Genomic DNA, 14,058 nt, shown 5'->3' with positions numbered 1-14,058 from the left:
GGACATCGAGTTCGTGCAGTTCCACCCGACGGTGCTGTGGCAGGGGTCCGCGGCCCGGGGGCAGCAGCCGCTGATCTCCGAGGCGGTGCGCGGAGAGGGCGCCTACCTGCTCAACGGCACGGGCGAGCGCTTCATGGTCGGCCGGCACGAGCTGGCCGAGCTGGCGCCGCGCGACGTGGTCTCGAAGGGGATCGTCGCGATGATGGACGAGGAGGACTCCGACAGCGTGTTCCTCGACTGCCGTCACCTGGGCAAGGACTTCCTGCGCGAGCGATTCCCGACCATCTGGGAACGGCTCGCCGAGCGCGGACTCGACATGGCGAAGGACCTCATCCCGGTCGCGCCCGCCCAGCACTACCACTCGGGCGGGATCCTCACGGATCTGCGCGGCAGGTCGACGCTCCAGGGCCTGTACGCGGTGGGAGAGGCGGCCTGCACCGGGGTACACGGCGCGAACCGGCTCGCCTCGAATTCCCTGCTCGAGGGGCTCGTGTTCGCGTCGCGTGCGGCAGCAGATGCCGCATCGGCCGTCGCGGACGGGACCGTCCGCCAGCTGGAACCCGCCCCCCGGCCCGGTCCGAACGCCCTCGTGCCAGCGACGACGCGGCAGCAGATCCAGTCCGTCACCCACCGCGGCGCGGGCCCTGTGCGAACCGGCGAGAGCCTCGCCCGAGCGGTCGACCGGCTCGCGGCCCTGCGCGAGCGCTTCCACACGCACGATTCGTCGCCGGCCGTGCCGCAGACCGCGGAGTGGGAGACGTCGAACGTGCTCGCCTCGGCGTCAGTGCTGGCGGCGGCGGCGCTCGAGCGCGAGGAGACGCGCGGTGGTCACCTGCGGGAGGACTTCCCGGACAGGGACGATGCGCGCTGGGGTGTGCGGTTGGCCTCGGCTCTCGATCCCGACGGCGAGCTGCGGCTCGTCAAGGCGCCGCTCGAGCTGGGCTAGGGGCGGTCGCCTGGCGGGGCGTGGAGTCAGGGGCGGGCGCCGGTCACGCGTCCTCGGGATTAACCACGGGGTGACGGCCGCCGCGGTTCTTCACCACGACTGGCCGTCACCTCGCGTCAACCCCCCAGCTTTTCAGCCCCCTCTAGGGCTGTCCGTTCCCCCCGGTTGGAACGCGCGATCCGCTGACCGGAGCCGGGATCTGCGCGAACGCCATCCGGCCCCTAGTGTGACATATGTCACGCCGTTGCGTCATCCCCGATGTGGAGGAAACGTGCAGCCGCGGGCGCTCCGGAGGCCGATGCTTGCGTGCCAGAGCACGGGCGGCGACTAGGCTTGTCAGCCGTGACCATGCCCGAAGATCTGCCTCAGGACCGGCCGCTGCGAGCATCCTGGCTCGCGTCGAGCGTCGCGGAGGCGCTCGATGAGGACCTCGGCGGCGCGCCTGGGCGCGACGTCACGACCCAGGCCACCATCCCCGCCGGCGTGCCGATCTCCGCGGCGATCGTCATGCGCGAGCCGGGGGTCATCGCGGGGATCCCCGTGATCGCGGAGACGCTGGGTCAGGTCGCTGAGCGCTGGGGCGTCCCGGTCCCCGTGATCGAGCTGCGCGCTACGGACGGCGACCGCCTGGACGCTGGCGCGACGGTCGCCGAGCTCTCCGGCGACGGTCACGTCCTCCTCGTCGCCGAGCGCACGATGCTCAACTTCCTGTCGCGAGCCTCGGGAATCGCGACCCACACGCGCCGGTGGGCCGATGCGCTCGAGGGCACGGGAGCGCAGGTGCTGGACACGCGCAAGACCTCCCCCGGGCTGCGCGAGCTCGAGAAGTACGCGGTGCGCGCTGGCGGTGGGGTGAACAAGCGCATTGGCCTGTACGACTGCGCGATGGTCAAGGACAACCACATCGCTGCGGCGGGCTCGGTGGCGGAGGCGATCCGCGCGATCGCCGCTCGTTTCCCCGAGGTGCCGGTGCAGGTCGAGGTGGAGTCCGAGGACCAGGTGCGCGAGGCGATCGACGCGGGGGCGCGCTTCCTCATGCTCGACAACATGAGTCCCGACGCGATGCGTGCCGTGGTCGAGCTGGTGCGGGCCCTGGAGCCGTCGGTGGGGCGGGTACGCCTGGAGGCGACCGGCGGTCTGACGCTGGACACGGCGAGCGCGGTGGCCGAGACCGGCGTCGACTACCTGAGCGTGGGCGCACTGACGCACTCGAGTTCGATCGTCGACCTCGCGCTCGACGTGCGCTGACGGGTCCCGGGCGTCGCGCCGCCGACAGTGTGAACCCACTCGCGCCGCGACAGTGTGAACCCACTCGCGCCGCGACAGTGCGAACCCACTCGCGCCGCGACAGTGCGGTTCCACCGGTTCTGCACACACCGGTGACGACTGAGAAGGGTGTGGCTCGAGTGCATCACCACCCGGCACGTCCGCACCATGGGCCCCAGCCGTGTGCACAACCGGTAGCGACGCGGAGTCCCGGATCAGCGCCGGTACCCTAGAGGGCGTGACTGAAGCCCCTGATACCGAGATCGACGTCCCCGAGCAGATGCGCGTGCGCCGCGCCAAGCGCGACCGCATCATCGCCGACGGAGGTCAGGCGTACCCGGTCTCGGTGCCGCGGACGCACGAGATCGCGGACATCCGCGCACAGTACGACGATGCGCTCGAGGCCGGCGAGGAGACCCAGGACCTCGTGGGGGTCGCTGGGCGAGTGGTGTTCGTGCGCAACACCGGCAAGCTGTGCTTCGCGACCATCCAGGACGGCGCGGGCGAGCGCCTGCAGCTGATGCTGAGCCTCGCCGAGGTGGGTGAGGAGTCGCTCGCCGACTTCAAGGCCGACGTGGACCTGGGCGACCACCTGTTCGCTCACGGCCGGGTCATCAAGTCGCGTCGCGGCGAGACGTCCGTGTTCGCTGACGACTGGGCCATCGCCGCCAAGGCGCTGCGCCCGCTGCCTGTGCTGCACAAGGACCTCGCCGAGGACACCCGCGTGCGTCAGCGCTACGTGGACCTGATTGCGCGGCCGCTCGCGCGGGACACCGTGCGCCATCGCGCCCGGGTGATGCGCAGTCTGCGCGAATCCCTTCATTCCCGGGGTTTTCTCGAAATTGAGACTCCCATGCTGCAGACCCAGCATGGCGGGGCCGCCGCGCGCCCATTCCTGACGCACATGAATGCGTTCGACATCGATCTCTATCTGCGCATCGCGCCCGAACTTTTCCTCAAGCGGGCCGTGGTCGGCGGCATCGACAAGGTTTTCGAGATCAACCGCAATTTCCGCAACGAGGGCTCGGATTCCTCCCATTCGCCGGAGTTCTCGATGCTGGAGACCTACGAGGCGTATGGCGACTACGACACGATGGCGTCCCTGACGCGCGACCTGATCCAGGGCGCCGCGCGCGACGTGTTCGGCACCGAGGTCGTGACGCTCGCCGGGGGCGAGGAGTACGACCTTTCCGGCGAGTGGACCGCGCTCACCATGTACGGATCGCTGTCCGAGGCTCTCGGCGAGGAGATCACCCCTGCTACCTCGGTGGAGCACCTCGAGCAGCTGTGCGACCGCTTCGAGATCTCGGTGGACCCCAAGCGCATCAACCACGGCAAGCTGGTCGAGGAGCTGTGGGAGCACCACGTGGGCGACACGCTCACCGCTCCCACCTTCGTGCGCGACTTCCCGGTCGAGACCAGCCCCCTCACGCGCGATCACCGTTCGCAGGAGGGGATCGTCGAGAAGTGGGACCTGTACGTGCGGGGCTTCGAGCTCGCGACCGCGTACTCGGAGCTGGTCGACCCGGTCATCCAGCGCGAGCGCTTCGAGCAGCAGGCGCGCATGGCGGCCCAGGGCGACGACGAGGCGATGGCGCTCGACGAGGACTTCCTCACCGCCATGGAGTACGCGATGCCCCCGGCGGGCGGCATGGGCATGGGCATGGACCGCCTGCTGATGGCGCTGACCGGGCTCGGCATCCGCGAGACCATCACGTTCCCGCTCGTGAAGCCCACGGAGGACTGATGGAGACGTGGCAGGCGGTTGCGGTCGGCCTGATCCCGAGCATCGGGGTCGCATGGCTGTTCTGGCTCGCGATGCGGTCGGTGGTGCGCGCGGACCGCAACGAGCGCGCGGCGCTCGCCGCGGCCGAGGCCGAGCAGGACGCGGAGGATGCCAAGCGCGCCGCCGCCGCGGCGCGGGACGCGGACGACGCCTAGCGCGCCGCGACCGATAATTGCGGCGTTTCCGAACCGCATTCCGGTCATTCCTCGGGCCGTTAATTGACGAAGGCTCCCTTTCGTGTGAATCTAGCAATACCGCTTGAGAAAGGGCGCATGATGGCACAGAAGGTTCAAGTCGTCCTCGTTGACGATCTTGATGGCGGAGAGGCCGCGGAGACCGTGAGCTTCTCGGTCGACAATGCTTCCTACGAGATCGACCTGTCCGCAGAGAATGCGGCCAAGTTCCGTGAGGAACTCAGCGCTTGGACGTCGAAGGCCCGCAAGGTCTCGGCCGCCAAGCGCGGTGCAGGCCGAGCGCGGCGCGCGGATTCCGCGAAGGTCCGGTCGTGGGCGAAGGCCAACGGCTACGACATCTCGGAGCGAGGCCGCATCTCGACAGAGATTCGCGACGCGTACGCCGCTGCCAACTGAGTTCACCCGTCCGGCCCCGCTTCCTTCCCGGGAGCGGGGCCGGCCGCATCTTCGAGAGGATGGCCCGATGACCGAGCAGACAGTGTGGTGGGGCACCTACCCCGAGGCCGGACTGGGCACCCCGACGGGACTCGGGGAGGGCCTGTGGCGACAGACGCCGGACGATGCCGGCCTCGCCGTGGAGGTGGAGGCGCCCTCCTTCCTGGTCGCGCATCCCGACCTGCCCCTGATCTACGCGATCTCCGAGGCCGACGAGACCCAGGTGCACGTGATCGACGTCGCCGAGCCAGACGCGCCGCGAGTGGTCGCCACCGTGCCCACCGGCGGAGCCTCGGGCTGCCACCTGCTGCTCGCCCCTGACGCCCGCACCTTGTATGCGAGCCACTACATGAGCGGCGACCTCGCCGTCGTGAGTCTGGGGGAGGACGGTCTCCCGCTCGGCGACGCGCCCGATCAGCTGCTCGGACACGAGGGGTCGGGTCCGCGGACGGATCGCCAGGAGGCGCCGCACGCCCACTTCGCCGGGTTCGGGCCCGGCGGTCATCATGTCCTGGTGTGCGACCTGGGCACGGACGAGCTCCGTCGCTACGCGGTCGTGGAGCACGGCCTGCTCGAGGATCACGGCGTCGCCGTCACGGTGCCCGGAGGTGCCGGCCCCCGGCACTTCGCGGTCCGCGGCGACCTGCTGTACGTCACCTGCGAGCTCGACCAGCAGCTGCGCACCCTGCGCTGGGATGCGTCCTCCGGCACCGCCGAGGTCATCGACGAGGTGCCCACCACCACGGCGGTCAACCGCACCGGCGAGGCCGGCAACCAGAACTCGCACGTGGCGCTCGTCGAGGGTCCCGCGGGCGACGTGCTGCTCGCGGGGGTGCGCGGCGCAGACGTCATTGCGCTGTTCGACCTCTCCCCCGAGGGGGTGGCGCGCTACCGCACGAGCATGGATGCGGGCCACTGGCCGCGCCACTTCGCGGTCGCCCACGACCGGCTCCACGTGGGGGCGGAGCGCGGCCACGAGGTGCGCACCTACGCGCTCGCCGATGTGCTGGCACTGCCGCCCGAGCCGGAGGTGGGCTACGTCGCCACGGTGCCCCACGCATCGGCCCCCCTGCCCAGCCCGGCGTGCGCGCTGCCGCGCTGACCCACGCCAGGCGAGGATTCCGCGGGCGTCGTCACCAGGGACCTCGGACCCCTGACCGGGTCAGCGCATCGGCGCTACGCTGAATCCATGACCTACACACTGATCCTGCTCCGCCACGGCGAGAGCGACTGGAACTCGAAGAACCTGTTCACCGGCTGGGTGGACGTCGAGCTCAATGAGAAGGGCTGGGGCGAGGCCATCCGCGGTGGCGAGCTGCTCAAGGAGGAGGGCATCCTGCCCGACGTGCTCCACACGTCGCTCCTGCGCCGCGCCATCATGACCGCGAACCTCGCGCTCGACGCCGCTGACCGCCACTGGATCCCCGTGAAGCGCCACTGGCGCCTCAACGAGCGCCACTACGGCGACCTGCAGGGCAAGAACAAGGCGGAGACCCTTGAGCAGTTCGGCGAGGAGCAGTTCATGACCTGGCGTCGCAGCTACGACGTGCCGCCGCCGCCCATCAGTGCCGACAACCCCTACGGCCAGGCCGGCGACCCGCGCTACGCGGGCGAGCCCGTGCCCGAGACCGAGTGCCTCAAGGACGTGCTTGAGCGTGCGCTGCCGTACTGGGAGGGCGAGATCGTTCCCGACCTCAAGGCCGGCAAGACCGTCCTGGTCGCCGCGCACGGCAACTCGCTGCGCGCGATCATCAAGCACCTCGACGGCATCGCCGACGACGACATCGTGGGCGTCAACGTGCCCACCGGCATCCCGCTGGTCTACGAACTGGACGAGGAGACGCTGCAGCCCGTGAAGGCCGGTGGCACCTACCTCGACGCCGACGCCGCAGCCGCCGCGATCCAGGCCGTCGCCAATCAGGGCAAGAAGTAAGGACGCTCGGTCACCCTCTCATCGCGTGGCCGGCTGAGAAGGCCCCCTCCGGGTTTCGGAGGGGGCCTTCGACGTGCGGGGCTGCCTACGGGACGTTGGCGCCGCCGTTGACGTTGATGACCTCGCCCACCACGAAGCTCGATTCCGGCGAAGCGAGGAACACGTAGGCCGGCGCCTGCTCGACCGGCTGGCTGGTCCGTCCCAGCCATGAACTGTCCCCGAAGCCCTCGAGCTTCTCCGCCGGCTGCCCGTCGCTCACCTGCAGCGGGGTCCAGACCGGTCCCGGTGCGACCGCGTTCACCCGGATCCCGCGCGGCGCGAGGTCATTCGCGAGCGCCTTGGTGAAGCCGATGATCGCGAACTTGGTCGACGCGTAGTTGATGATCATGGGCGACGGGTTGTAGCCCTGCACCGACGTCGAGTTGATGATGGTCGAGCCGGGGCCCAGGTGCGGCAGCGCGTCGCGCGTGATCCAGTTCATCGCGTAGAGGTTGGTCTGGATGGTGCGGTCCAGGTCCTCCTCGTCGAGTTCGTCGAAGCTCTGGTGATATACCTGGTGCGCGGCGTTGTTGACGAGGATGTCGAGCCCGCCCAAGCCCTCGACGGTGTCCGCGACGATCCGCCGGCACACGTCCCGATCGCGGATGTCCCCGGGCAGCAGCAGCGCGGTGCGACCCTCGGCGCGCACGACCGCCGCGATCGTCTCGGCGTCCACCTGCTCCTCCGGCAGGTAGCTGAGCGCGACGTCCGCGCCCTCGCGCGCGAACGCGATGGCCACCGCCGCGCCGATCCCCGAGTCGCCGCCGGTGATGAGCGCGCGACGCCCCGGCAGTCGGCCGGTGCCGCGGTAGGTGGTCTCGCCGTGATCGGCCTTCGGGTCGAGCTCCGCGTCGAGGCCCGGGAGGGGCTGCCACGAGGCGTGCGGGACGATGTGTGCGTGGCGCTCGACGGGGTTGTCGAATGTGAGCTGATCGGGCATCCGGGTCTCCTGACGTCGCTGTCGGAAGCCGACGATAACGTTTTCGAAGCGTCACTGTCCACACATGCGCGACGCTGCCCGCGCATCGGCCCTCCAAGAGAAAAGCCCCGGCCGTGGCCGGGGCTCTCCTGAGAAGCGCGAGCTAGATGCGTGCCTCGTCGCCGGTGTGGTCGCCCGTGACCAAATAGACGATGCGGCGTGAGACGCCCACGGCGTGGTCGCCGAAGCGCTCGAAGTAGCGGGCCAGCAGCGAGATGTCGAGCGTCTCCTGCGCGGTGCCCGAGTAGCCGTCGGCCAGCAGCGCCTTGTACGCCTCGCCGTGGAGCTTGTCGAGGGTGTCGTCATCGGCCACGATGCCGGCGGCGACGTTAAGGTCGCGGGTCTCGAGCAGCTCGACCACCTCGCCTGCGGCCTTCCTGGCGGCCTCCGCCATGCCGGCCACGATCTCCTCGTGCCCAGCCGGAATCGCCGAGCCGGGGTAGGCACGTCGCGCGGCCTCCGCGACGTGCTGCGACAGGTCGCCCATGCGCTCGAGCGAGGCCGAGATGCGCAGCGAGGCGATGATGGAGCGGAGGTCCAGGCCGACGGGCTGCTGCTGCGCGATGAGGAGCACGCAGCGCTCATCGACCGTCTCTTCGAGGTCGTCGAGTTTGGCGTCGTCGGCGATGACAGCCTGGGCGAGCTCGACGTTCTGGGTCAGCAGCGCCTCTGAGGCCCGCGTGATCGCCGACTCGACGTGACGGCTCATCGTCACGAGGTCGTCCGCGAGCTCGGACATCTCTGCAGTGAACAGGGTGCGCATGGTTCTCCTAGCGGTCGTACGTCCCCCCTAGTGTGGCATCGACCCCTGACGCGGCCACCCATCAACCCGTAGCGAGTGGTGAACATCCGGTGTCTGGCCTGAACATTCGGTGAACTCGCGGGCCTGTCGTTATCGTGACCACATGAGCCCCGAGATCTGGCTGGTGGCCGTCGTGGCGCTCGTCGTAGGCATCGGCATCGGCACCCTCTCTCACCGCCGCAGGACCGAGCGCGCGGTCGAGAGTGCGACCCTCGTGCCGCACCGCACGCGAGAGGTGCTCTCGGTGCTGCAGTCCGGCGCCGTGATCGTGCGCCGCGACCGGCGCAGCGCGTTCACGAACACCGCGGCGACCGCCCTCGGCGTCGCCCGGGCGGACGGCAAGCTCCACGCCGGCGTCGCGGATCTTGCAGGAAAGGCGTGGGCGGCCGATGCGCCGGTCGAGGAGGACGTCGAGATCAGCAGGGGAGTGCTGGGCACTGCGTCGATCGTGCACGTGCGGGTGACGCCCCTGACCGAGTCCCTGGCTCTCGCGGTCGCGAACGACAACACCGAGCAGCGCGCGGCCGAGGCGACGCGGCGGGAGTTTGCGGTCAACGTCTCGCACGAGCTCAAGACGCCGGTGGGCGCGCTGTCGCTGCTCGCGGAGACCATCGAGGGCAATCCCGACGACGAGCAGATGGTGCGCGACTTCGCGAAGAAGATCCGGCGCGAGGCCCGCCGCCTCACCAAGCTCATCCAGGAGATCATCGAGATCTCCCGGCTCCAGGGCGGCGAGTCCGTCATGGAGTACGAGGAGGTGGACCTCGCCAGCGTGGTCGCGGAGGTCGTCGAGGGTGTGCGGGTCGCGGCCGAGGCGAAGACCATCGCCGTGGTCACCGAGCTCTCGGAGGCGCCGACGGTGATGGGCGACCGCGACCTGCTCGTCATGGCGCTGCGCAACCTCGTGGACAACGCCATCAACTACTCCGAGCCCGGCACTCGGGTCGCGGTCGCGCTCGCGCGCGACGGGAACACCGCGCGCCTCTCGGTCATCGATCAGGGCCTGGGGATCGCGCCCGAGGACCAGGAGCGCATCTTCGAGCGCTTCTACCGCACCGACCCCGCGCGCTCGCGCGACACCGGCGGCACGGGACTGGGCCTGTCCATCGTCAAGCACGTGGTGCTGCAGCATTCTGGCACCGTCGATCTGTGGTCGCGGCCCTCGGTGGGCTCGACCTTCACCATCCGTCTCGAGACCAACGCAGAGACGGCCGATGCGGCGGGTGCCGCGCAGGAGGAGTCATGACAGAGGCGCGAGTGCTCGTCGTCGAGGACGAGGAGTCGTATCGCGACTCCCTCAAGTATCTGCTGTCCCGGGAGGGCTTCGAGGTGATGCTGGCGGCGACGGGACCGCAGGGCGTGGAGGCGTTCCAGCGCGACGGCGCGGACGTGATCCTGCTGGACCTGATGCTGCCGGGGATGTCCGGCCAGGACGTGTTCCGCGCCATTCGGGAGCGCTCCGACGTCCCCGTGATCATGGTGACGGCCAAGGACGACCAGGTCGACAAGATCATCGGCCTCGAGCTCGGTGCGGACGACTACGTGACCAAGCCCTACTCGGGCCGCGAGCTGGTGGCGCGCATCCGCGGGCTCCTGCGACGCCAGGTGCAGGCCGCGACCGGCATCCCTGACGAACCGGAGCGGCTGAGCGTCGCGGGCCTCGTCCTGGATCCCGAGCGGCTGACCGTGACGCGCGACGGCGAGCCCATGTCCTTGCCGCCCAAGGAGTTCGCCCTGCTGCACCTCCTGGCGCAGAACGCCGGCCGTGTGCTGCCGCGCCAGGTGATCATCGACCGCGTCTGGGGAGCGGACTACTTCGGGGACACCAAGACGCTCGACGTGCACATCAAGCGCCTGCGGGGCAGGATCGAGGAGGAACCCTCTGATCCGCAGCTCATCCAGACCGTGCGTGGCGTCGGCTACACGTTCGAGGCGTAACGGTTCGATAACGGCAGACGCCCAGCGCGTGCGCGTTCACCGAACGTTCACGCGGCGTTCAGTTTCGCCCCTGGGAGTCGTTACCTCGGATCCCTACTTTGGGGAGCATCCGGCAGAGCGCCGGGTGACCATCCACTCAAGTGAGGAATCTCCACAGTGAAGATCGCAACTCGCACCGGCGCCGTCCTCTCGGCTGCTGCGCTGACGTTCGCCCTGGCGGCCTGCTCGCCGTCGAACGAGGAGGAGCCGGAGTCGACTGAGACCGGCACCGAGACCTCGGCCGAGGAGACCGAAGACGCCATGATGGAGGCCTGGCGTGCCGGCTTCCAGGGCCTCAACGCTGACGTCACCGTCAACTACGACCCGATCGGTTCGGGCGGCGGCCGCACCCAGTTCACCGACGGCGCCACGTCGTTCGCCGGCTCGGACGCGCTCATGGACGAGGAGGAGTACGGCCTCGCGGTCGAGGCCTGCGACGGCGACTCCGGCGCGATCCACCTGCCGCTGTACATCTCCCCGGTCGCGGTGATCTTCAACCTCGACGGCATCGACTCGCTGAACATGGACGCGGACACCATCGCGGGCGTGTTCAACGGCGAGATCACCTCGTGGGACGACGAGGCCATCGCCTCGCAGAACGAGGGCGTCGACCTTCCCAGCAGCGCGATCACCATCGTGCACCGCGCGGACGAGTCCGGCACCACCGAGAACTTCCAGGACTACCTGGTCAAGGCCTCGAGCAACTGGCCTGCGGACGAGACCTCGGGTGACTGGCAGGGTGCGGCCGGCGAGTCCGGCCCGGGCACCTCGGCCCTCGTGCAGATCGTCCAGGACAACGTGGGCGCGATCGGCTACGCCGACGCCTCGCGTGCCGGCGAGCTCGGCACCGTCGCCCTGAAGGTGGGCGAGGAGTACGTGCCGTTCTCCGCTGAGGCCGCTGCCGCGGTCGTCGACGCCTCGCCGCTGTCGACCGGCGCCAACGGTGAGAACGACCTCGCGTTCGAGCTCGACCGCACCACGACCGCCGCGGGCGCGTACCCGCTGGTCCTGGTGTCCTACACCATCGTGTGCCAGCAGTACGATGACGAGACGGAGCGCGCGCTCGTGACCGAGTTCGTCAAGTACGTCGCGTCGGCCGACGGCCAGAACCAGGCAGCCTCGGCCGCCGGCTCGTCGCCCATCTCGTCCGACCTGTCGGCTCGCGTGACCGAGATCCTCGACGGAATCGCCGCGGGCTGACCTCACTGAAGTAGCACGGTGGTGGGTTCGTCCGACAGGATGAACCCACCACCGTCGTGTTCACCAAACAACGGAGAGAGCGCGTGACGACCACCCAGGACACGTCCTCCGAGGAATCGGACGTCCAGGAGTATTCGACCCACCCCGGGGCCTTCGCGAACCACCTGTTCGGCGGCCTCTCGGCCGGAGCGGCGACGCTGATCCTCGTGACCCTCGCGGCCGTCGCGACCTTCCTGTTCATCGAGGCGTGGCCGGCGATGTCGGCATCGACCGCCGAGCTCGCGGACAAGGTGCACTGGCTGGGCGACGAGTCCGGCGAGACCCTGATCGCGACCATCGGCTTCCTCGTCTACGGCACCATCCTGATCTCCGCGATCGCGCTGCTGATCGCGACTCCGCTGTCCGTCGGGATCGCGCTGTTCATCTCCCACTACGCGCCGCGCAAGCTGGCGCAGGGCCTCGGCTACCTGATCGACCTGCTCGCCGCGATCCCGTCCGTGGTCTACGGCCTCTGGGGCGCGATCGTGGTCATCCCGGTCCTGCAGCCGTTCTACGAGGTGCTCGAGCGCTACCTGGGCTGGATCCCGCTGTTCGCCGCCGGCGACGACGGCACCGTGTCCGGCACGGGCCGCGTCGCGATGTCTGCGGGCATCGTCCTGGCGATCATGATCATCCCGATCATCACCGCCGTCACCCGCGAGGTCTTCCTCCAGACGCCCACTCTCCACGAGGAAGCAGCGCTCGCGATGGGCGCGACCCGCTGGGAGATGGTCAAGATGGCCGTCTTCCCGTTCGGCCGCTCGGGCATGATCGGCGCGACCATGCTGGGACTGGGCCGCGCGCTGGGCGAGACCATGGCCGTCTACATGATCTTGTCGCCAGGGCTCACGTTCTCGCCGTACATCCTCCAGTCCGCGCAGCACAATACGATCGCGTCGTACATCGCGCTGCAGTTCCCGGAGGCGAACTCGGACGGCGTCTCCGCGCTCATCACGATGGGCCTCGCACTGTTCGTGATCACCCTGCTGGTCAACATGGCGGCGCGCTGGGTCGTGTCCCGCCGCTCTGAGTTCTCGGGAGCCAACTGATGACTGACACCACGGCGTCTCAGGCCAGCCCGCTCGGGCAGCTCACCGGCCGGCGCAAGTTCGTCAACAACTGGATGACGGTGGTCGTGTACGCGGCCTTCGCCCTCGCCGTCGTCCCCCTGGTGTGGCTGTCGGTCACGGTGATCGACCGCGGCCTCGACCGCTTCTTCGTCGACTCGAATGGCGACAACAACTTCAATCTGGACTTCCTGAACCAGACCATGAGGAACATCTTCGGCGGCATGCCGGAGGGCGGCATCCTGCACGCGATCTGGGGCACGGTCCTCATGACGCTCGCCGCGACGGTCATCTCCGTGCCGATCGGCCTGCTCACCTCGATCTACCTGGTCGAGTACGGCCGCGGCTGGCTCAAGCGCTCGGTGACGTTCTTCGTCGACGTGATGACGGGCATCCCGTCGATCGTCGCCGGTCTGTTCGCCTACGCGGTGTTCGCGATCATCGTCGGGCCCGGAACCAAGCTCGGCATCGTGGGCGCCGTCGCGCTGTCGGTCCTGATGATCCCGGTCGTGGTGCGCTCGAGCGAGGAGATGCTGCGCCTGGTGCCCAACGAGTTGCGCGAGGCCTCCTACGCGCTGGGCGTGCCCAAGTGGCTCACGGTCATGAAGGTCGTGGTCCGCACGGCGATCGCCGGTATCTCGACCGGCGTGACGCTCGCGATCGCGCGCGTGATCGGTGAGACGGCCCCGCTGCTGATCGCCGTGGGCGTCGCCGACTCCCTCAATCTCAACCTGTTCGACGGGCGCATGATGAGCCTCCCGGTGTACATCGTCGCCGAGTGGCGCAAGGGCGTGCAGCCCTGCAACAACCCGGACGTCGCGTGCGTGGGCAACATCACGGAGATGCGCGCCTGGGCCGCAGCCCTGGTGCTGATCCTCATCGTCATGGCGCTGAACCTCATCGCCCGCCTGATCGCCAAGTACTTCTCCCCCAAGACCGGCCGCTAAGCCAGAACCGGAGCACCCGTGTCCAAGCGCATCGACATCAACAACCTCAACGTCTACTACTCCAGCTTCCTGGCGGTCGAGGACGTCTCCCTGGCGATCGAGCCCAAGTCCGTGACGGCCTTCATCGGCCCGTCGGGCTGCGGCAAGTCCACGTTCCTGCGCACGCTCAACCGCATGCACGAGGTCATCCCCGGCGCGCGCGTCGAGGGCGAGGTCCTCATGGACGGCGTCAACCTCTACGGCGACGACGTTGACCCGGTGACCGTCCGTCGCCACGTGGGCATGGTCTTCCAGCGGCCCAACCCGTTCCCCACGATGTCGATCGCGGAGAACGTGCTGGCCGGCATGAAGCTCAACAACAAGCGCATCTCGAAGTCGGACGCCGACGACCTGGTCGAGGAGTCCCTGCGCGGCGCCAACCTCTGGGAAGAGGTCAAGGACCGCCTCG

Annotated in this window: 15 protein-coding genes; 13 read left to right on the top strand and 2 right to left on the bottom strand. The window is 69.1% G+C overall.

Annotation, left to right across the window (positions count from 1 at the left end):
* The 7 genes from QZ483_RS08650 to QZ483_RS08620 form a co-directional block, all read left to right on the top strand.
* The coding region (locus QZ483_RS08650; protein ID WP_297082974.1) for an FAD-binding protein at positions 1–946 on the top strand (946 nt) is incomplete at its 5' end.
* 348 nt (positions 947–1,294) lie between these two features.
* Positions 1,295–2,194, top strand: a complete 900-nt coding sequence (gene nadC / locus QZ483_RS08645) for a carboxylating nicotinate-nucleotide diphosphorylase (protein WP_297082980.1) — start codon at positions 1,295–1,297, stop codon at positions 2,192–2,194.
* Positions 2,195–2,492: 298 nt separating this feature from the next.
* Positions 2,493–3,959, top strand: a complete 1,467-nt coding sequence (lysS, locus tag QZ483_RS08640; RefSeq protein WP_297082979.1) for a lysine--tRNA ligase — start codon at positions 2,493–2,495, stop codon at positions 3,957–3,959.
* Positions 3,959–4,153, top strand: a complete 195-nt coding sequence (locus QZ483_RS08635; RefSeq protein WP_297082972.1) for a hypothetical protein — start codon at positions 3,959–3,961, stop codon at positions 4,151–4,153. The genes lysS and QZ483_RS08635 overlap by 1 nt, the downstream gene beginning before the upstream one ends.
* A 117-nt stretch (positions 4,154–4,270) precedes the next feature.
* On the top strand, positions 4,271–4,588 hold the full coding sequence (locus tag QZ483_RS08630) for an Lsr2 family protein (RefSeq protein WP_367117096.1): 318 nt from the start codon (positions 4,271–4,273) through the stop codon (positions 4,586–4,588).
* Positions 4,589–4,655: 67 nt separating this feature from the next.
* Entirely contained in the window at positions 4,656–5,729 is a 1,074-nt protein-coding gene (locus QZ483_RS08625; protein ID WP_297082970.1) for a beta-propeller fold lactonase family protein, read from the top strand.
* A gap of 87 nt (positions 5,730–5,816) precedes the next feature.
* Complete coding sequence (locus QZ483_RS08620; protein WP_297082968.1) at positions 5,817–6,560, top strand: phosphoglyceromutase; 744 nt, start codon at positions 5,817–5,819, stop codon at positions 6,558–6,560.
* Between the two features lie 85 nt (positions 6,561–6,645).
* Here the strand turns inward: QZ483_RS08620 and QZ483_RS08615 are convergent, their stop codons facing one another.
* Positions 6,646–7,539, bottom strand: a complete 894-nt coding sequence (locus tag QZ483_RS08615) for an SDR family oxidoreductase (RefSeq protein WP_297082966.1) — start codon at positions 7,537–7,539, stop codon at positions 6,646–6,648.
* 142 nt (positions 7,540–7,681) lie between these two features.
* Entirely contained in the window at positions 7,682–8,341 is a 660-nt protein-coding gene (gene phoU, locus QZ483_RS08610) for a phosphate signaling complex protein PhoU (RefSeq protein ID WP_297082964.1), read from the bottom strand.
* A 142-nt stretch (positions 8,342–8,483) separates the two neighbouring features.
* Between phoU and QZ483_RS08605 the strand changes: the two genes are divergently transcribed.
* From QZ483_RS08605 to QZ483_RS08580, 6 genes are all read left to right on the top strand, one after another.
* Positions 8,484–9,626 (top strand): cell wall metabolism sensor histidine kinase WalK, encoded by a 1,143-nt coding sequence (locus QZ483_RS08605; protein ID WP_297082962.1) that lies wholly within the window; start codon positions 8,484–8,486, stop codon positions 9,624–9,626.
* A complete protein-coding gene (locus tag QZ483_RS08600; protein ID WP_297082960.1) occupies positions 9,623–10,318 on the top strand; it encodes a response regulator transcription factor in 696 nt (231 codons plus the stop codon). The genes QZ483_RS08605 and QZ483_RS08600 overlap by 4 nt, the downstream gene beginning before the upstream one ends.
* Before the next feature lie 156 nt (positions 10,319–10,474).
* Positions 10,475–11,557, top strand: coding sequence for a phosphate ABC transporter substrate-binding protein PstS (locus QZ483_RS08595; protein WP_297082959.1), 1,083 nt, complete (start codon positions 10,475–10,477; stop codon positions 11,555–11,557).
* A gap of 164 nt (positions 11,558–11,721) precedes the next feature.
* A complete protein-coding gene (pstC, locus tag QZ483_RS08590) occupies positions 11,722–12,645 on the top strand; it encodes a phosphate ABC transporter permease subunit PstC (protein WP_297082976.1) in 924 nt (307 codons plus the stop codon).
* Entirely contained in the window at positions 12,645–13,610 is a 966-nt protein-coding gene (gene pstA / locus QZ483_RS08585; RefSeq protein ID WP_297082957.1) for a phosphate ABC transporter permease PstA, read from the top strand. Before pstC ends, pstA begins: the two co-directional genes overlap by 1 nt.
* Before the next feature lie 18 nt (positions 13,611–13,628).
* A partial coding sequence (locus QZ483_RS08580; protein WP_297082955.1) for a phosphate ABC transporter ATP-binding protein occupies positions 13,629–14,058 on the top strand: 430 nt, incomplete at its 3' end.

It is taken from the genome of uncultured Demequina sp. (genome assembly GCF_913055775.1).
Lineage (GTDB): Bacteria > Actinomycetota > Actinomycetes > Actinomycetales > Demequinaceae > Demequina.
The sequence above is the reverse complement of the archived record's forward strand: the minus strand, read 5'-3'. Positions and strand labels throughout refer to the sequence as shown.

Bases quoted from the DNA above. Each gene is read 5' to 3' on its own strand.
- lysS (WP_297082979.1), top strand. From the start codon at position 2,493: ATGCGCGTGCGCCGCGCCAAGCGCGACCGCATCATCGCCGACGGAGGT.
- QZ483_RS08620 (WP_297082968.1), top strand. From the start codon at position 5,817: ATGACCTACACACTGATCCTGCTCCGCCACGGCGAGAGCGACTGGAAC.
- QZ483_RS08635 (WP_297082972.1), top strand. From the start codon at position 3,959: ATGGAGACGTGGCAGGCGGTTGCGGTCGGCCTGATCCCGAGCATCGGG.
- QZ483_RS08615 (WP_297082966.1), bottom strand. From the start codon at position 7,539: ATGCCCGATCAGCTCACATTCGACAACCCCGTCGAGCGCCACGCACAC.
- QZ483_RS08600 (WP_297082960.1), top strand. From the start codon at position 9,623: ATGACAGAGGCGCGAGTGCTCGTCGTCGAGGACGAGGAGTCGTATCGC.
- QZ483_RS08630 (WP_367117096.1), top strand. From the start codon at position 4,271: ATGATGGCACAGAAGGTTCAAGTCGTCCTCGTTGACGATCTTGATGGC.
- nadC (WP_297082980.1), top strand. From the start codon at position 1,295: ATGCCCGAAGATCTGCCTCAGGACCGGCCGCTGCGAGCATCCTGGCTC.
- QZ483_RS08605 (WP_297082962.1), top strand. From the start codon at position 8,484: ATGAGCCCCGAGATCTGGCTGGTGGCCGTCGTGGCGCTCGTCGTAGGC.
- phoU (WP_297082964.1), bottom strand. From the start codon at position 8,341: ATGCGCACCCTGTTCACTGCAGAGATGTCCGAGCTCGCGGACGACCTC.
- pstA (WP_297082957.1), top strand. From the start codon at position 12,645: ATGACTGACACCACGGCGTCTCAGGCCAGCCCGCTCGGGCAGCTCACC.
- QZ483_RS08625 (WP_297082970.1), top strand. From the start codon at position 4,656: ATGACCGAGCAGACAGTGTGGTGGGGCACCTACCCCGAGGCCGGACTG.